The sequence below is a fragment of the Nostoc sp. genome (genome assembly GCF_036917935.1).
Taxonomy (GTDB): domain Bacteria; phylum Cyanobacteriota; class Cyanobacteriia; order Cyanobacteriales; family Nostocaceae; genus Nostoc.
On record NZ_JBALEL010000048.1, the window covers coordinates 16654 to 35826 of the forward strand.

Annotated in this window: 11 protein-coding genes and 1 pseudogene; 5 read left to right on the forward strand and 7 right to left on the reverse strand. The window is 41.5% G+C overall.

Translation table 11 applies throughout. From position 1 onward, the window contains the following. Nucleotides 1–34 precede the first annotated feature (34 nt). The 4 genes and pseudogenes from V7K62_RS20110 to V7K62_RS20125 form a co-directional block, all read right to left on the reverse strand. The gene (locus V7K62_RS20110) at nt 35–1279 is read right to left on the reverse strand and encodes an S-layer homology domain-containing protein (RefSeq protein ID WP_334867103.1); all 1245 of its coding nucleotides are present in this window, start codon (nt 1277–1279) and stop codon (nt 35–37) included. A gap of 614 nt (nt 1280–1893) precedes the next feature. Next, nucleotides 1894–2535, reverse strand: a pseudogene (locus V7K62_RS20115) (S-layer homology domain-containing protein); the annotation flags it as partial. Nucleotides 2536–4188: 1653 nt separating this feature from the next. Further along, on the reverse strand, nt 4189–4911 hold the full coding sequence (locus V7K62_RS20120; protein WP_334867105.1) for a conjugal transfer protein TrbI: 723 nt from the start codon (nt 4909–4911) through the stop codon (nt 4189–4191). Between the two features lie 403 nt (nt 4912–5314). Further along, nucleotides 5315–7294 (reverse strand): NACHT domain-containing NTPase, encoded by a 1980-nt coding sequence (locus V7K62_RS20125; protein WP_334867107.1) that lies wholly within the window; start codon nt 7292–7294, stop codon nt 5315–5317. A 196-nt stretch (nt 7295–7490) separates the two neighbouring features. Here V7K62_RS20125 and V7K62_RS20130 point away from each other — a divergent pair, with 196 nt between their 5' ends. The 3 genes from V7K62_RS20130 (at nt 7491) to V7K62_RS20140 (ending at nt 12043) form a co-directional block, all read left to right on the forward strand. Further along, the gene (locus tag V7K62_RS20130; protein ID WP_334839140.1) at nt 7491–7847 is read left to right on the forward strand and encodes a hypothetical protein; all 357 of its coding nucleotides are present in this window, start codon (nt 7491–7493) and stop codon (nt 7845–7847) included. After that, complete coding sequence (locus tag V7K62_RS20135) at nt 7840–8508, forward strand: hypothetical protein (protein WP_334867109.1); 669 nt, start codon at nt 7840–7842, stop codon at nt 8506–8508. The genes V7K62_RS20130 and V7K62_RS20135 overlap by 8 nt, the downstream gene beginning before the upstream one ends. A gap of 508 nt (nt 8509–9016) precedes the next feature. After that, nucleotides 9017–12043: an SMC family ATPase gene (locus V7K62_RS20140; RefSeq protein WP_334867111.1), complete on the forward strand. Its 3027-nt coding sequence runs from the start codon at nt 9017–9019 to the stop codon at nt 12041–12043. Here V7K62_RS20140 and V7K62_RS20145 read toward each other — a convergent pair. The 3 genes from V7K62_RS20145 to V7K62_RS20155 form a co-directional block, all read right to left on the reverse strand. Beyond that, nucleotides 12040–13488: a peptidoglycan-binding domain-containing protein gene (locus V7K62_RS20145; RefSeq protein ID WP_334867112.1), complete on the reverse strand. Its 1449-nt coding sequence runs from the start codon at nt 13486–13488 to the stop codon at nt 12040–12042. The genes V7K62_RS20140 and V7K62_RS20145 overlap by 4 nt on opposite strands. Nucleotides 13489–13734: 246 nt before the next feature. Next, nucleotides 13735–14244: an SH3 domain-containing protein gene (locus tag V7K62_RS20150; RefSeq protein WP_334867114.1), complete on the reverse strand. Its 510-nt coding sequence runs from the start codon at nt 14242–14244 to the stop codon at nt 13735–13737. Between the two features lie 282 nt (nt 14245–14526). Further along, a complete protein-coding gene (locus tag V7K62_RS20155; RefSeq protein WP_334867116.1) occupies nt 14527–16038 on the reverse strand; it encodes an AAA family ATPase in 1512 nt (503 codons plus the stop codon). 296 nt (nt 16039–16334) lie between these two features. On the opposite strand from V7K62_RS20155, the gene V7K62_RS20160 reads away from it, so the two are divergent. Both V7K62_RS20160 and V7K62_RS20165 read left to right on the forward strand, forming a co-directional pair. After that, nucleotides 16335–16787, forward strand: a complete 453-nt coding sequence (locus tag V7K62_RS20160; RefSeq protein WP_334867118.1) for a hypothetical protein — start codon at nt 16335–16337, stop codon at nt 16785–16787. A gap of 9 nt (nt 16788–16796) precedes the next feature. Then, on the forward strand, nt 16797–18944 hold the full coding sequence (locus tag V7K62_RS20165) for an NACHT domain-containing protein (protein ID WP_334867120.1): 2148 nt from the start codon (nt 16797–16799) through the stop codon (nt 18942–18944). The last annotated feature ends 229 nt before the right edge of the window (nt 18945–19173 follow it).

Below are 19173 nucleotides of genomic sequence, written 5' to 3' on the forward strand. Positions count from 1 at the left end.
TCCTTTGTAAATACTAATGACTAATGACTAATGACTATCTAACTGAAACCAACAAGTTTTGATTGATTGTCATTTGTAAATCGGTATTTGGGTCAATGGCGATTAAGTCAACACTACTCTTGCCCAAGAACAGACCAACCAACGCACCGATACCAGCACCACCCAAGACTTCTTCTGTGGCAATGGCGCGATCGCCAGTGACAGCAGATACCGCAGTTGCTGCACCTGCGCCCAATACAGTGTTCTTGATAATTGAACTAATACTAGTACCCTTTTTGACGGTTTCAGTTTTGGTAATCACTTCAGAGGTAGCGTTAAGCTGATACTCTTGACCACTGGGCAAAACTAGTTTCTCCGCAATGAATTGAGAACCGCCTGTAGCAGGTTTGAGTTGACCAATAACCTGAGTACCAGCAGGAATCACTACAGATCCGTCTTGCGCAACCACGTTTTGCGATACTGTCAAAGTCAAAGGCGCTGTTTCATCCTTTGTTACCAGAATTTTTTCTGCCTTGTCATACTTCACAGCAATGGCAGTCCCTTGGGGAATTGTGACTGATACAGGCGTTGGGGTAGTAGACCCGACAGCCGCCACAACATAAGGCGAGTTAATTGCTGAGGCTTGATTAGAACTAACCAATGCTTGGTAGATAAAAGCTGCTACCTGGGCGCGAGTGGCGGTTGCGGTTGGATTCAGGAACTTCACATTCGGATAGTTCACGACAATTTGCTTTTCTGTTGCTGCGGCGATCGGGCTACGGGCATAGCTAGCGATGTTAGAGGCATCGTTAAAATATTGGAGAGTGCTTTCGGTATTACCACTAGGAGTATATGCCAGACCGTTAGCCAGGGAAACCAAAACTTGCTCGCGGGGAATAGCCTGGTTAGGCTCAAAGCGATTTCCAGGATATCCTGATAAGAAACCAATGGTATAAGCTTGTTGAATGGCACTGGATGCCCAATAGTTGCTAGGTACATCAGCAAAATTGATTGCCTGCCGTTGCTGTGCTTTTTGGAAAGCTTTGTTGACCATCGCGGCAAATTGAGCGCGTGTCACTGGTTCTTCTGGGCGGAAGCTACCATCAGGAAATCCGGCAATTACGCCTCGCTGTGACAATTGTTGAATAAATTGTGCCGCCCAATAGTTAGATGAAACATCAGAAAAAGTAGTTTGAGCTAAAGATGGCGAAGCTGTAATGAAAGGCGCTACAGTACCGACTGTGATGCTCAAAGCCATGAGTGCAGCTGTTCGAGATTGCCAACGATTTAAAGTAAACATTAATTTTTAACTCCAGTCACAATTAGTTTTTTTTACTGTTAATTACCTAGACATTTACCGAAGTATTAGGTTCCCAATTATTTCTGCTTTTTGTAAAAACCATTACCTTAGTAATATAGTCACGCTCAAAAAATATCTGTCAAAGGAAATAGGCAAGTAGGCGAGAATAAAACAAAGTAGGTTAAGTAATGTAAAAAGTCTTGAGATTATATTGTCAGAAGGGCTGAAGCCCTCTCTTCTCTTCTTAGGCTGCGCCAACGAGACGCTACGCGAACGAGTGAGGACTAAACTTTCTACTCTACAAACCTTCGATTATTTACGCCGCTTTACTTAGGCAATAGAAGTAGTCTAATCACCGTATTATCTCTTAACACTAATTAAACAAGTATTCCAAGAAATATAGATACTGAGTGAGACGATACAGTGTATAGAATAGTTGCTGGAAAATAGAATTTTTAGGGTTAAAAATGAAAGCGATCGCACACTATATTTAAAATGGCGATCGCCTATTGAATAATTATCTAAGTCAACAGATTCTAATTGTGACTTATACAGATGTTGAAGTAGTAGACCCGACAACCACTGTATACGGTGAGTTAATTGCTAAGTTTTAACACAACATAAGGCGAGTTAATTGCTGAGGCTTGATTAGAACTAACCAATGCTTGGTAGATAAAAGCTGCTACTTGGGCGCGAGTGGCGGTTGCGGTTGGATTCAGTAACTTCACATTCGGATAATTCACGACAATTTGCTTTTCTGTTGCTGCGGCGATCGGGCTACGGGCATAGCTAGCGATGTTAGAGGCATCGTTAAAATATTGGAGAGTGCTTTCGGTATTACCGCTAGGAGTATATGCCAGACCGTTAGCCAGGGAAACCAAAACTTGCTCGCGGGGAATAGCCTGGTTAGGCTCAAAGCGATTTCCAGGATAACCAGATAAGAAACCAATGGTATAAGCTTGCCCAATCGCACTGGATGCCCAATAGTTGCTAGGTACATCAGCAAAATTGATTGCCTGCCGTCGCTGTGCTTTTTGGAAAGCTTTATCGACCATCGCGGCAAATTGAGCGCGTGTCACTGGTTCTTCTGGGCGGAAGGTACCATCAGGAAATCCAGCAATTACACCTCGCTGTGACAATTGTTGAATAAATTGTGCCGCCCAATAGTTAGATGAAACATCAGAAAAAGCAGTTTGAGCTAAAGATAGCGGCGAGCATCCCACTTTGATGAGTTTGCCTTGCAAAGGATAATTCACTGGATCGCAAACAAAACCTGCCGACTTAACCTCTATATTCCGCGTTGGCGGATTTTGTTTATCTTGCTGTGATTTCAAATCCTCAGATATTTTTTCGAGAGTGGGATGCTTACTTAAAAACTGTGAGTCTGCAACAATATCGTGAGGCCCCTTAACACTTATCTTAGAACTATTGAGATAGATATTATAATCATAAATAACGTTTTTATTTTTCGTGTTATTATTAATATTTTTTCCAGGAAAAGCATAGAGAATGTTCCTTAGAATTCTGACATCAGATGAAGTATGAGCAAATATTTGCCCACCACCGAGTTCTGGACTCTGATTATTTAAAAAAGCGGTGTTATTTACAATATCAACATGCTCGCTTAAAAATGCATGAATCCCGGAACCACCATTATTAAATGCCAGATTGTTTTTAACTAAAGTACGTCCTTTATATGCACCCAATTTTGAATTGTCATCATTTCTTGTACTATCGATAATAATGCCATTACCGTCTGTGATCTTTCCGACTGCAATCCAAGGGATGTACATGCGATTGTTGTAGGTCTTGTTGTTGGTAACAAACATCTTGTATCCCTGGTTGTTGTCAGAATTCCAATTATTCAACATTGAAATACCACTAGAACCATAAACACCATACCAGGCATTATTGAACACCACGTTATTATCTACTGTCACATAGTCCGCTTGAATCGCTGAAATACCTGCTCCTCCACAGTCATGCGCTTTGTTGTTCAAAATACGGATATGATGAACATGACCATTCGTTCGTCCATCAACGTTGATACAGTTTCCATTAGTCAGTGGGTTTACCTTGTTACTCTTCTGACTCATGGCATAATCAAGGGTTATATTGGCATTGTTTCCTATAACCTCTAGGCCATTGATCTCGATATATGAAGCTCTATTTGAAATCGTGATACCATTCCATGTCTTGTGCTGAATTTTTGGGAAATGCCCAGGATATGCTTTATACCTAATCCATGCATTTGCAGTTCCAGAACGTTTAATATTTACTACACTCGTATCTTTGGGTGAATTTGTGTATACTCCGTTCATAATCAATACTGTATCGCCAGGGTTGGTAAGGTCTGCTGCCTTTTGAATTGTCCTAAAGGCGGATGAAGTAGAGAGTCCGCTATTATTGTCGTTTCCAGTACCACTAACATAGTATGTTTTCGGTGTTGAATTCGCGCTGATTAGCTCGTCGCGGCTGGATAGGCTCACTTCCTTGTTAGTGGATACCTGAGCGAAGTTTTCAACTAAAGATGCTTTTATCCTTTCTCCGTGAGCCAAAAGACTTAATACTACGGGAATTGCAAGATATGTGCTTAAACCGAAACCTTGAATTACCACAAGAAAAGGCTCCTTTATCGCCACTACTTAACAAAAGTATCAGGATATTCCGTAATTTTGAATACTCATTTGGATACAGAATACAATAGAGCCAACTTTTCTAGCTCTCCCAGAGCGCAATTAAATAAGTATTCCAATAAATATCGATACTGATTAAGACGATATAGAGGTAGAATGGTTGCTGTTAGATAGAATTTTTTCGGGTTAAAAATGAAGGCGATCGCACACTATAGTTAAAGTGGCGATCGCCTATGGGGAATGATTAAATTCACAACTTGAATGAAGTTAAATCTAGTAGCGGGATTGGGGTACTAAATTCAAGTTAGAATTCAGTGTAAGCCTTAAATCCTGTGCAGGTCTGAGGACAAAAGCATTTCCTTCTTTTTTCCGCAATAGTACACTCGCACCCGCACCCGCAGCCGCACCGAGAACAGGTTTTAAATCGTCAATTCTGCGATTACCAGTAAGTAGTGAACCTAAAAGACCAGCACCCCCACCTATAGCTGCGTCAGTTAAAACCTGACTGGTGTTGGGCCCCTGTGAAACTTTTTGAGTTGTGGTGTATGTCCGAGAAGTTGCATTAATCGACTGACGCTGACCATTAGAAAATTCTAATTCTTGAGCGACAAACCGCACGCCTTTTCCTTGGTTATCATCTGTATTTCTTGTATCTCTTGAATAACTATCTAAGTCAACAGATTCTAGCCGTCCATTTACTTTAGTACCAGCAGGAATCAAGACATTTCTATTTTTGTCGATAATGTCATTGGCTATTCTCAAGGTTAGAGATTTACTTTCCCCAGGAGCAATAGTAATTGTCTCTTTTTCGTAGGTGACAGGAAAAGCAACTCCAGAAGGAATGGTAACGTTTCCGTATTGTCCAGTTCTGTCTTGGCCAATTCTGTATTGAGCATTAGCAGGAGCCGAGCTAAATAGGGGGCTAATGACGCTTGTAGTAACAGCCATTGCCATAAGTGCAGCAGTTCCAGATTTCCATTGATGTAGGCGAGTCATAAGAGGGTTATCCTTTGTGTATGTGATGTATTTAATGACGAGGATTCACTGAGTTTGTTTCTGACTGTTTTGGAACCTGTCTATGGGCGTATACAAGTACTTATTATGATCGGAAGTCTGTGCGATCGCGTGGGTGTAGACCGTCGTAGACATCGCTGTTCAGAATTTCTATCCTGCTAATGTGCGTTACAAAAAGTAAGAGGCTAAACACTCATAAGACGTAAAATGAGTATCATTTTGTTCCAGAATGTTATTTTACTACTCATATCCACATATCTAAGCCATTGAATAGAGGCGAATAGGCTGACTGTGAACTATTACTTTTATTATAAATTTATTTGCTAGGAATTGGAAAATTTTTTCACTTTTTTAACGAATTATTTACTATCAGCTATATGGGTATTTAAGATTGCTGTTGGCGCTGTTTAATCTCTGCGATCGGTAATAGCAAGGTGTCTTCTATTTGCTGTCGCACTTCAAGGCTGACATAACAATCGCTTTTTAGGCAATCTATCAGTAGTTTATTGGCATCATAATACTGCTGAAGCAATTCCTTTTGCTCATTACTGAACTGCCAATCATCACCGATATAGTCTTGTCTCGTTGGTAGTTGCTCTCGAATTTTTTGCAGCCAATTTTTGAGTTCTGGGTCGAGGTAAAAGGCCCTAACTGCTGCTGGTTTATAATAAACCTCAACGGAAAGAGATTTTTTTTGTACCCAGAGAAGAAACTCCTGCAACCTCTGATCGCCAGCCACCATAAAATCAATTTTCTCTTTCATTAACAGCAATAACCGATCTGCACTTGGAGACATCCCAACCGCCAGCAAAAAGACTTCCCGCCAGTATTTCTCAGTAATATGGCTAACAAGATTTTGCAGCGCTTTTTCTGATGACTGTCTCACAACCACAAATTCTCTAGCTGTGAAATACTCATGAAATGTCAGGTGAGAAAATGAGTAAATCCTTTTCGCTCTTGCGACAACTAGCCCATGATGATGCTCAATCGAACGCAAAACTTGCTCACTGTCAAGTTGCAATGTTTCTTCGTCAGTATTAGCATCGGGTAAATTGCGGATGTATTCTGTAATATATTGTTCTGCTACTTTCTGCTTGAAGAAATAGTCACCGCGCTCAAAAGTAGTCAACGCCATTTTGCTGAGTAAATCTTCTTTGCGTTGAACTGATAGCTTTTTGTAAATCTGCTCGCGTTGAATTCCCCGCTTGGCATCCCATTTTTTCAATAACGCATCCAGTCCTTCTTTATATAACTCAGAACGATTTGCAGGAAAATCTCCTGACTCTTCAAATGCTAAACAAAGTAACGTCAGCAGCAGCGGACTTGCAGCAAGTTCTTTGATACGGCTATTCTCTTCGAGACGTTTGATAAAAGTCTCTGGTTTTACAGCTTTATCCTTAAACCAATTATTGGCAAAATTGGAAATTTGGTTATCGTCAAAATCAGCAACTTCTACCTCTGTGAACTTCTCAAAAATATACTCTCGTGCTGCAATTCGGCAGGTCATCACAAACTGATTTTTTGGGTAACGATCAGAAAACTCACGAATTTCTTTTAAGATGCGATCGCTATCCTCTTCTCTAACCTCATCCAACCCATCGAGTAAAACTAATGCCTTGCCATAGGTTAGTACATCTCGGATAGAAGAGATAGGATTTATCGTCTCTTCAGTGACGTGTTGCAATAATCCAGGTTTGTTGGCAGCTTCCGCAAAGTTTTTGAGGTTAACAAAAATCGGGACACGTTCAGCCTGAAACTTACCTTCAATACACTGAATCGCTAAATACTTCAAAAATGTGGTTTTACCTGCACCTGGTTTACCCAAAATCATCAGCTTGGAATATTTCTCAACCGCTTCCAGTCCTGGCACTCGTTTTTCAGTAATTTTATTGAGTCCAAAGAGGTCAAAATCCTGGCTCTTATACTGTTCTAATAATTCATCAATTCCTAGCCGTTGTCGCCCAGTGATTTTTTCCAGGATATTAACGCTGGTGTAAATGTCATTCAACCCAATGGGTTGAGTCATATCTAACACCCGCATTGTGCCGCAGCGCTGTTGAATGAGGGGTTTTATCTTTTCGCGTACTAATTGTACGATCGCATCAATATCAATACTATTGTCTTGATTTACCTGTGGTTCACTAACTGGTTCCGCAACGATCTCTTCCCACTCTAGGTTTAGCCTGTCGCAAATCTGGACAAAAAGATTGCGGTCAACAGGTTTACCTGTAAAGAATTTTCCGATCGGCTGGCGAGTTACTTCTAACTCTTCAGCTAATGCCTTTTGAGTTAAAGAATAACCAATTAAAGCTCTCTTTGCTTTTTGGATACCTTCTGGAGAACAGCAAAGCGATCGCCCTGTCATATAAAAATATTCATAATGTTAATTATATAATAAATAAAAATTTATATAAAAATCATTCACATCGCAATCTTTAATCATACCCATCGCAAGCCTAAATTCAATCTAAACACAAACATGATTCTGTGAGAATGATATAAGGGGTAAACTAACTTCCTATTTTCGTAAACCTTAGAGTTTTAAGCTTGGAGGTAAAAGAATGTCTACTTTCCCGAAAGCAATCATTGAACAGCTAGATTCACCTGTAAGTTTTGACTACAAAGGTCAACAGGTTACTCTGCGTCACTTCCTTAAGGATAAGAACAAAGAGTCGCTTTCTATATCAAGTTTGACCCCAAAGCAACGAGTTGACCTTACCGTAGAACGGATAAAACGCGAACCAGAAGTGACAATTGCCACTATTGGAGGTGATGTTATCAGTAAAGAGCGGGCAATTGCTGAGATTCAGTCACAAACACCAATTGGACAAACTTTGGTTGAGGCAGAACAACGTTTAATTAACCGACTAATTAAAGAAGCAGAAAGTGGGCGGTTAAAAGGAATTATCAATGATTGATCAGCCTCAGCGCCGAAAAATTAAAATTAAAATGGATGCGGCTGTAATAGCAATTGATTCTAACCATGATTTCGTTACTACAGCCGCATTTAATTATAGGCAAGAGAAAGTTTATCCTTATTTATATGAAAGAGGCTTTGTTATTGAACGTTGCCAAGGTCAATTGGCTCGCCGTATCTATGTTACGTCAGCAGCAAGAAGGTCTAATGTTGTATATTTGACAGGTGTGGGACATGGTAGCTACGACACCTTTACTGGTCAATATAATAATCCAATTTTTACAGTCGGAAACTACAGTACAGAAGAATCTAAAGGCAAAATTATTCATTTTTTATCCTGCCAAATAGCTGCACTACTCGGAGTTGATTTTGTCCAACATGGTTGTCGTGCCTTTTTCGGTTACGATATAGACTTTATTTTTACTGTTCAAAGTGCTGATATATTTTTTGAATGTGATTCAGAAATTGATCGCGCTTTCGCTGAAGGCTTGACTGCTGAGGAAGTTTATCAACGTGTTTATACTCTCTACACTAAATACGCTGATGAAAGCTTCTGGCAAGGTGATTTGAATACATTTAAGTATCTTGAGACTGATCGCGATCATCTTTGTGCACCTTCTGTTGATCGGCGCTGGGGTGATCCTCAAGCAAGGCTTAAGTAAACCTTAGCTTCTTTATCAATACTCATGCCCAGATATTTTCTGGTCTATGGTGATACTTGACACAATTAAAACCTTCGTTAGCAGGGTTTGATTTTTTTAGTATTTTTTACAAAAAAGCGACATCTGATGACAAGCTCCTTCGGATCTACGCCTAATCTCCTAAAACAGTCATAGCAAAGACAATTTCCGGCTACCCTTCCTTTTAAAAAGTAAAGAACCTTGGAAAATCAAGCCAAAATAATCTCCCACAACTCCGAGAGCAACTATTATTTTCATGTTTTCCTCTCAGTCAACAGAAAGAAATAACGAAAAGCCTCCAGGAGAGTTTCATTTTTCTCTGAAGACAGCAAAACTTTTTCATGCAACAAGAAAAATTCACTCATAATATTGTTAATTTTTGTAAATTTGATGTCTTCAAGACTAGAAACCTGATATCCAGATAGCTAAACTAACAAACAGTGCATCTGTACTGTTATTTATTAAAAGTAGATGTGGCGCTATAGCCTGAATGATCCCAGTACAACTTATCCTCAAAAACTTTCTTAGTTACCGTGATGCAAATTTAGATTTTGGCGGTTTGCATACGGCTTGTATTTGTGGTTCCAATGGTGCGGGTAAATCTTCTCTTTTAGAAGCAATCACTTGGGCAATTTGGGGTGAAAGCCGTGCCACTGTTGAAGATGATGTCATCTATTCTGGTGCAAAAGAAGTTCGGGTTGATTTTACTTTCCAAAGCAACCAGCAAAAATATCGGGTGATTCGCACCCGAATTCGGGGAGGTACTAGCGTCCTCGAATTTCAAATAGAAATACCATCTGGGTTTCGCTCACTCACCGGCAAAGGAGTCAGAGCAACCCAAGATTTGATTTTAGAACACATCAAGCTTGATTACGATACTTTTATTAATTCTGCCTACTTACGTCAAGGTCGTGCAGATGAATTCATGCTCAAGCGTCCCACAGAACGCAAAGAAATTTTAGCGGAGTTGTTGAAACTCAATCAGTATGATGATTTAGAAGAACGGGCAAAAGAATCTTCTCGTCAGTTCAAAGCACGGGCAGTAGAGTTAGAGCGTTCTTTGGAGTCGATTAAAATTCAGCTGCAACAACGCGAAATCACCCAAGCGCAAAGAGTAGAGTTAGAAGCACAACTCAACCAACTGCAACAGGTGCAAGCCTTTGATAATATTCAATTACAAAGTTTGCAAGTTGTCCAGCACCAGCGCCAAAATTGGGAACAACAACTCAATTTTGTAAAGCAGCAATACCAAAATCTTACCCAAGATTGCGATCGCCTCCAACAAGAACAATCAGCTATTGGCTCTCAGCTATCAGATTTAGAAAAAATATTACACCAAGAAGCTGAGATTAAAGCTGGATACGCCCAATATAAAAGTCTCCAATCTCAAGAAGAAGCTTTTGCTGTCAAATTTGAAGAGTACACCCGCGCCCAACAAACTCGCCAACAAAAGCAACAACAGCTTACCAAACAAATTCACGAAATCGAACGGCAACTGCAACAAGCCCAAGCGCAGCTAGAAGCTTTACAGCAACAAGAGCGAGACATTCAGCAAACTCTCACTAAATCAGGTGAAGTAGAAGCCGCTTTGTCACAACTAGCCGCAGCCCGTCACCATGTTGCTCGTTTGGATCAACTGCAAATGCAAGTTACTCCCTTGTTGCAACAACGAGCAACTTTACAAAGCCAACTCGATCGCACTCATGCTGGTTTAGTAGCGCGACTCGAACAACTCCAAAGTACTGAAAACCAATTGCAACGCCAGCAGCGACGACAACCGCAACTGCAACAAGCGGTGATGGATGTGGGAATCCAGATTGAGGAACTGGAGAAAAAGCGGGTTTATCTGCAACGAGTCCAAGAAAAAGGGCAAGAAAGGCGTCACTTTATCGAACGTCTGCAAGCTCATCAACATGACTATGAAAAACTGCTGGCAGAATTAGAGCAGAAATTGCTTATGCTCCAAAATCCTGAAGCTCTTTGTCCATTATGCGAACGTCCACTGGATGAACATCACTGGAGTCGGGTGGTGGAAAAAACCCAGGCTGAGTTAGAGGATACTCAAGGGCAGTTTTGGGTAGTGCGAGAACAAATGGCTGTGTCAGACAGAGAAATTCAAGTACTTAGGCAGGAATATCGGGAAATTTCGCAACAGTTGGCGAGCTACGATGGTTTACGCGAACAACGGGGACAGTTGGCAGCACAGTTAGAAGCGACAACTGATGTCCAACAACAGTTACAACAAATTGCTGCCGAAAAACAGCATTTAGAGCGATCGCTCCAAGCTGGTGATTACGCTCCCGATAAACAAGCCGAACTCCGGCAGCTAGAGCAATATCTGCAACAAGCTAATTATAATGAACAAGATCACGCCCTGGCTCGGAGCGAAGTTGAGCGGTGGCGATGGGCAGAAATTAAACAAGGGCAGATTAAAGATGCTAATAAGCGACAAGCGCAACTATTAGCCCGAAAACCAGAACTACAATCCCAAATCGCCCAATTACAAGCCAGAATCCAGCAAGATCAGATTGATTCTGAATGTGCTAAACAAATCGCGGCTCTTGAGCGTCACATTGCCGAAATTGCCTACAGTTCTGAGCAGCACAACAATCTCCGCATGGCTGCAAAGAAAGCTCAATCTTGGCATTTGCGGTATCAACAACTGCTATCAGCCCAGCAGCAGTATCCGCAACTCCAGACGAGATTGCAAGAGTTAGAAGAGTCTAGAAGCGCCAGATTAACGGAGTGGCAAAAACTCGGCGGACAAATTGAAAGCATTATCCAGCAACTACAAGCAACAGCTAACCCCTCTGCCCAAATTCAAACTCTTGAGCAGCAGTTAGCAATCCGTAGACGGCAACTCGATGAGCAAATTACAAAGTTAGGGCGTTTAGAACAGCTGGCGCATCAACTGGAAACGCTGCAAATTCAGTGTGAAGAACAGCAGCAGCAATTACAATCTTGTAAGCAGCAATATCGTGTGTATCAGGAATTAGCGCAAGCTTTTGGTAAAAATGGTATCCAAGCACTGATGATTGAGAATGTGTTACCGCAACTGGAAGCCGAGACAAATCAACTACTTTCGCGGTTGAGCGGGAATCAGTTTCATGTACAATTTATTACTCAAAAAGCTGGGCGGAGTGCTAAATCAAGTAAGAAAAATGCCAAGTTGATAGACACCCTAGATATTTTAATCGCCGATTCTAGAGGAACACGAGCTTATGAAACTTACTCAGGTGGTGAAGCTTTTAGAATTAACTTTGCCATCCGTTTAGCTTTGGCGAAATTATTAGCGCAACGGGCGGGGGCGGCGTTGCAATTGTTGATTATAGATGAAGGTTTTGGTACACAGGATGCTGAAGGATGCGATCGCTTGATTGCCGCGATTAATGCGATTTCCTCCGATTTTGCCTGCATCCTCACCGTTACCCACATGCCCCACCTCAAAGAAGCTTTCCAAGCCCGGATTGAAGTCAATAAAACTCAAGAAGGTTCGCAGTTGAGTTTGTCAATTTAATTGAATTTTACCCGTGCATCAAGACCTAATGAGCGGAGCTTTTTCGTTAGGGTTTCTGCTTGGGCGCGATCGCTAAATGCTCCAGCATTCACATAATCCCCTAGATTGGATTGCTCCGCCATAGCATTGGGTATATATTGTTGCACTTTACTCAGAGTATCATTATTGGAAATGGGAATTATTACTCTGTAAGGATTATTGGCAACCAATGTGTTGCCATTGGTAACAGGTGCTACATAGTCATTTGCAGGAGGTAATGCATAGCGATTAGTTTCAGCTAATACATAACCATTATTCTCAGTATAATTGCCCCCAGTTGAACCATTCAACCCTAATGCTTGCCAAGTTTGCCAATCTACATTTCCAGTCGAATTAAGTCGAGAAGATTGCTGGAATGCAATCACAGATTGTCTGGTGTAATCGTTGAAAAAGCCATCAGGATTGGTATTAGAGAAACCCAACTGCGACAAACGCTCTTGAACTAATCTGACATTTTCTCCCTGATCGCCTACAGTTAGATAATTTCTACTTGGTTGTTGAGTAGTAGATCCACCAGTCGAGGCTCTACGCACTGAGTCCAAAACTTGGGCATTGGCGATGCCATCAACAGGTAGGCGATTATTTCGCTGGAATGCAATTACAGCTTCTCTAGTCATTGGGCCAATATTCCCAGTAGCATCAGTATTTAAATAACCTAGCTGCCGTAAACGCACTTGGAGTTCTCTCACTTGTGGAGTGGAGAGACTCGATCTAGCTGAAGTCTGAGAGGAACCCATTAGTGCGTTCCAAGTTTGTTGATTCACAATCCCGTTAGCAGGTATGCGATAATTTCGCTGGAATGCAATTACAGCATTTTTAGTAATTCGTCCAAAATTCCCAGTGGGATTAGCATTAAAGTAGCCTAACTGCCGTAGACGCTGTTGCAACCTTGTCACGGGTGCACCAGTTTTGCCTTGAGAGAGAGTCGGATATTGAGCAACTGGCGATGCCTGGGTTGGGCTGCTCCTACGCAATGCGCCACCGGTATTTCTATTAGAACTTCTACTTTGACATGCTCGTTGCAAGGCTCGTTGAGTACTAGCACCCACAACTCCATCAGCAGATATTCTATTAGCTTGCTGGAATTTGATCACAGCATTTTGAGTCAAGGCAGCAAACTTACCTGTCACCGGGCCGTTAAAATAGCCTAACTTTTTTAAACATCTCTGGCTACTGGTCACTTCAGTCCCATTACTTCCTATTTTCTGAAGTGCTAAAGCTTGTCCAGCAATACTCACAAGCCCCGTAATCAGTGCCACAGACAAAAGACGTATCGCCGCACTGCTAGATAACTTTTTCCAATTCAAAAATTTGAAATTAGCTACGGTAGGAACAACCTTGACGCTTTCGGATGCCTCGTGGACTGAGGCAAGCTTGGTTAAATAGCTATCTACCCCTGTTTTCACTTGCTTTTTTCAAGTTGATGACTATAAAAAAGTATACCGCTTTCTCTGTGTAATAATTACTTTTCGTATGATTCTTTACAAGTAATTGTCCTGCGGAGATGAGGGAGCAGAGGAGTAAGAATTTTAGATTTTAGATTTTAGATTTTAGATTGAAATTGAATCCAAAAGACGCGACTCGAAAATACTCGCTACCGCTCCGCGATCGTCAATCCAAAATCTAAAATTGAATTGCCCCATACCTCATACCTATTGATCATCAACTTTTTCAGTATTACCTGCTTTCACCCAACCTTCTTGTTCGCTACCTTCCAAACGGATTTTTTGCCAGGATTTGTCGTCGCTTTCTGACAAAATAATAATTTTTTGATTAAAACCAACCCCACCAATCTTTTCAGCTTCTTGATTTGGTTGCGATCGCAAACTCAAGCCTTCAGCCCAACTAACACGCCCTCGGTAAGCTCCTGATGGCAATGGTTTTGGTGATGGGGTAGCCTTTGGTGATTCTGTGGAAGTAGAGGTTGGGCTTGGAGACGATTGAGCCGAAGTCCCAGGTGTCAGGGTGGATTTATTTCCTCCAGGCTCAGTTGCTTTTGGAGCTTGGGCTTTCACCGAAGGACTATCGTTGGAAAAAACGGGTTTAGCAGGGGGTATACCAGTGCGATTCATGAAGTAGAGTGCAACTGCAACACCGCCACCTACTAACACAGCGATCGCTAAGAAAAACCCCAGTATAAACTTTGTGAAGCCAGACAACATAGTTAAACCTGATTATCAAGAGTCAAGGGTGAAAGTGAGCCAGTCACGTGGGTATTTTCCCCCATTAAGGGGAGTGGCGTTGAACTGGCTCTTAAGGGTTACGAGTAGAGAAGCAAGTAACCGTTCAAAATCAATAGTCCATAATAATTCATCATTAACTATTGACTTTTGACTAACTCATTATTGTAGCTATGCTGAATAGACATCTGGTGAAATTAAATATGGGTTATCCAGAACCCTTATAGAGAAGTAGCAGTGATACCTCTCGAGATTTTTTCGGGTTCACGTAGTGCGCCGGAGGCGATCGCTCAAAGGATTGTGTTTCGATGCTAAACGCGCTCTCCCCGCCGCCGCCCATTCTTGGAGTTGCTGAATTTGCTCTACAGCGGTTCGCGCCAAGGGGATGATCTGACTGGCTGCTTCTAAAACGTCGTCGGTAGCAAAGTCGCGGTTTTGGCTAAATCCAATATGCATCGCTTCAATTAAAGTTTGCTCAATCTCTGCCCCAGAAAAATCGGGCGTTTCATAAGCTAATCTTTCGATGTCATAACTTTTTAAGTTATGGGGGCGCAATCGGGATAAATGAACATCATAAATTGCTTTTCTCTCTTCTTGGGTGGGCAAACCGACAAAGAAAATTTCATCAAATCGCCCCTTACGGAGCATTTCCGGCGGTAAAGCTTGGATGTCGTTAGCGGTGGCGACAACAAACACGGGTGAGCTTTTTTCGGCTAGCCAGTTAATAAAAGTGCCAAAAACACGGCTGGCTGTTCCGGCATCACCTTTGCTACCAACTCCAGCAAAGGCTTTATCTATTTCATCAATCCACAAAATACAGGGAGCGAGGGCTTCAGCTACTTGGATCATTTGACGAGTCCGAGATTCTGATTCACCCACCAAACCACCAAATAACCTTCCCACATCTAGACGTAGTAAGGGTAAATGCCAGTGATGAGCGATCGCTTTTGCTGTTAACGATTTACCAGTTCCCTGAATACCCACCAACATTAAACCACGGGGGTGCGGTAATCCGTACTGTCGCGCCTTATCAGTAAATGAGCCTCCCCGACGAATCAGCCAGTCTTTCAAGTTATCCAGTCCGCCAATATCAGAAATTTGCTCAGTGGCGGGGTAGAAGTCCAGGATTTGGGTTTGGCGGATAGTTTGGCGCTTTTCTTCCAAAACCAGATCCACGTCTTCTGGTTGCAATTCTCCGTGGGTTGCGATCGCTTTTGCCAAAACCCGGCGAATCCGTTCCATCGAAAGTCCTTGACAAGAGCGCACCAAGTCATCTAAAACTTTCCCAGAAAGGGAGTTAGCAGTGCTTTGTAGTAACCGTTCCACCTCAGTTTTAATTTCTGGGGCGGCGGGTAAGGGAAACTCGACGACTGTCAAAACTTCGGTTAAATCGTCAGGAATGGCGATGCGTGGCGACAAGAGTACAATATTTTTGGGTTGCGACTTGAGCAGTCGGGACAGGTTGCGGAGTTTGCGAGCGATCGCAACATCATCTAAAAAGCGATGATAATCTCGTAAAATCAATACCGCAGGTGCGGAAGCTGGTAATTTTTCGATAAATTCTAAAGCTTGTAACGGGTTACGTCGCCCAAACCCAACATCATTGGGGTTTCCTTGATAGCCATCGACAAAATCCCAAGTATACACTGGGCGATTACCCTGGTTGGTTGCTTCTTCCCGGATAGCTGCTTCTACCCGTTCCTCCTCATAAGTGGGAATATAAATCAAGGGGTAGCGGGCACGTAGCAGCAGTTTAAACTCTTCACGGAAGTTCATATTTAGCTGTGGTTATTTGTTCTTCTCTCATTGTTCAGGTTTGTATTCTGTCTCACAACTAAAAACGAATATATCTCTCGTTACCTGCGTCTACCAGGCAATAAAACATAAAAGTAGAAGCAGAGTCGCAAACCTTGCATTTGCAAGTGGAAACTGTGAATAAGTGAATTTACGCTAGCATCTTTAATGTATTAATTAGCTCACTATATACGCAATTATTTTTAATATTCGGGAAAGTTGTCTGCTCAATCTGGAATAAAGCTTAAATAAAGTTATGTTTTTATCAAGCAAATAAGATGGCAGATAATAACTCACAGCCTAAAAATCCTGGAGGAATGTCCCTGAACATTGGCGGTGGTCAATTTTCCGGTGTTCAAGTTGGACAAGCTGCTGGCGACATGACCCAAAATCAGCAAAATACTCAAGGTGGGGCTGAGAAACAATTGACCTTACCTGAGGTTGCGGAATTAATGGCAGAAATTGAATCCATATTTCGTAATTCAGATTTACCAGAAGAGCAAAAGAAACAAGCACTGAAACATCTGGATTATGCAACCGACGCAGTTAATGAAAAAGAACCAGACAAAAATACTGCGGCAACAAGTTTGCAAAAAGCTAGTAAAGTCCTCAAAGAAACGAACGAAACGTTTAATGCAGGCCAAGGAATTTGGCAAAAGTTAGAGCCAATTGCCAAACAATTAGCTCCTTGGTTAGGAGTTGCAGTTAAAAGTCTTTTATTTTTTACATGAAGAAAGGTTATGAATCAAGAACAACCCCTTCAGAATTTGAATATTGATGATGCTTTGATTCGGGAAGCTCAAATTGGACAGGCTGGACGCGACTTGCACCAAATTCAGTATCTAACTGTGAATGAAAGCTTTAGCCTAGCTAAACTAATAGGTCATAGGCAGGTAAAACCTCCTTCAGGGAAAGAGGAGTACCGTTTCCGAGAAGTTTTACTTAATAAAGTCAAACAGTATTGGATTAAAGGCGTACTAGAAAAATCTTTGTATACCAAAAGTCTAATTGATTTGGGACTAGAAGAACGATTAGACGCAGTAAAGCGCCCGTCTAACATTGTTCAAGAAATTCCTAATGAGTCTGGGCAAACCTTACCTGAAGGTAAAAGTGTCTCTGATGTCTTCAATCAGATGGGAAAAGGACGAACCTTACTGATTTTAGGAGAACCCGGTGCGGGTAAAACGATCACTCTCCTGAAGCTGGCACAAGAATTAATTGCTCGTACCGAAAAAGATTTTAGCCAACCTATTCCAGTAGTGCTGAACTTATCTTCTTGGGGGAATAAACAGCAAACAATTGCTGATTGGCTGATTGAGGAATTGAATAGTACATATCAAATTTCTAAGGCGCTTGGTAAAGTCTGGATTGAAGATCAACAAATATTACTGCTGTTAGATGGTTTAGATGAGGTGAAAATTGAGCGTCGGGAAACCTGCATTCGAGCCATCAACGAATTCATGCAAGAATATGGGTTGATCGAGATTGTGGTGACAAGCCGTATTCGAGATTATGAAGCTCTCTCTACTCGTTTACAATTGCAAGGTGCTATCTGCCTCCAATCTTTGACATTTCAGCAAGTTAACCAATATTTAGACAGGGCTGGTGAACAACTGGAAGCAGTAAAAACATTGCTTCAAGAAGACACTACGCTGCAAGAGTTAGCCAAGTCTCCCCTGACTTTAAGCGTTATGACCCTAGCTTATAAAGGTAAGAAACTTGAAGATTTACCCAATACAGGTTCTAAAGAGGAACGCCGAAAGCACCTATTTGATACTTATATTGAACGGATGTTTAAGCGTCGTGAATATGAGCCAAGATACTCAAAATTGCAAGCAATGTGCTGGCTAATTTGGCTAGCACAGCAGATGTTTCAGAAGTCTCAAACGGTCTTTCTTCTTGAAAGAATACAGCCTACATGGTTGTCAAATCCAGTGCAAAAAATACTTTATCAATTGGTCAATTGGCTGGTTGGAGTAATAATTTGTGGGTTTATCGGCTGGCTAATACATCAATCACCCGGGGCGTTAATTGGTGTAATTACGGCTGGAATACCTTTAACTTGGAGTACGGTAGAAATCCAACCAGTTGAAACTTTGAAATGGTCTTGGCAAGAAGCCAAAAACTTTTTGAAGAATGGACTACCAGGTGGATTAGTTTTGGGGCTGATTATAGGAGTGTTTTTTAAGCTAGTTAAGACTCCATTTGATCTCAAAACTGGGCTGCAATTAGGTTTACTATACGCGCTAATTGATGGACTGATTTTAGGATTGTTAGGTGGACTGAGAGGCCCAGAGATAGTGATAAGAACAATTCCTAACCAAGGGATATGGAACTCAGCGAAGAATGCCCTGATAATGGGATTGATTGGGGGATTACTTGGCGGATTATTTGGGAGATTAATTGGTGAACAAATCTTCGGAAAAACTGAATGGATGCAATTGTGTTTAGTGTTTGGGCTTGTAGCTGGGCTTGTGTTTGGGGGTGGTCAAGCTTGCCTACAACACTTTACCTTACGCCTCTTTCTTTACAGACAAAATTCCATACCTGGAAACTATGTCCGCTTTTTGGAATATGCGACTGAACACATCTTTTTGCAAAAAGTTGGAGGTAGTTACATTTTTATCCATCGAATGCTGCTGGAGCATTTTGCCCAAATGGAGCCAGTATTTATTCAACCAACTTCACAACCAATTCATCAGTCTACTGATAGGAATAATGCACTCACTCAATTCAATTCAACCAACAATTTTAATAGAGACACTCCACCTCAAACTCCAGTTGAGAAAAATATAGTGTGTACCAATTGTAGTTGCAATAATCCGGTGAATTTCAACTTCTGTACTAAATGTGGAAGACGATTAAATCAACCACTTAGCCGAGACTAAATCAAGCATAGTCATAATGATAAATAAAGAACATTATTTGCCAGTTTGTGTTTATTATTACGGCTAAATGCTTTCAGTTGCTGGCTTTACTGTGTACCCTACAGCTATAGCAATCCTGAATCATTCGTAACAAACAAGATCCCCGACACACTTTTACGAAGTCGGGGATCTGCGGGTTGCAATTCTCACAAATCAAATAAGATTGCTATATAATAATTGACTTTTTGGA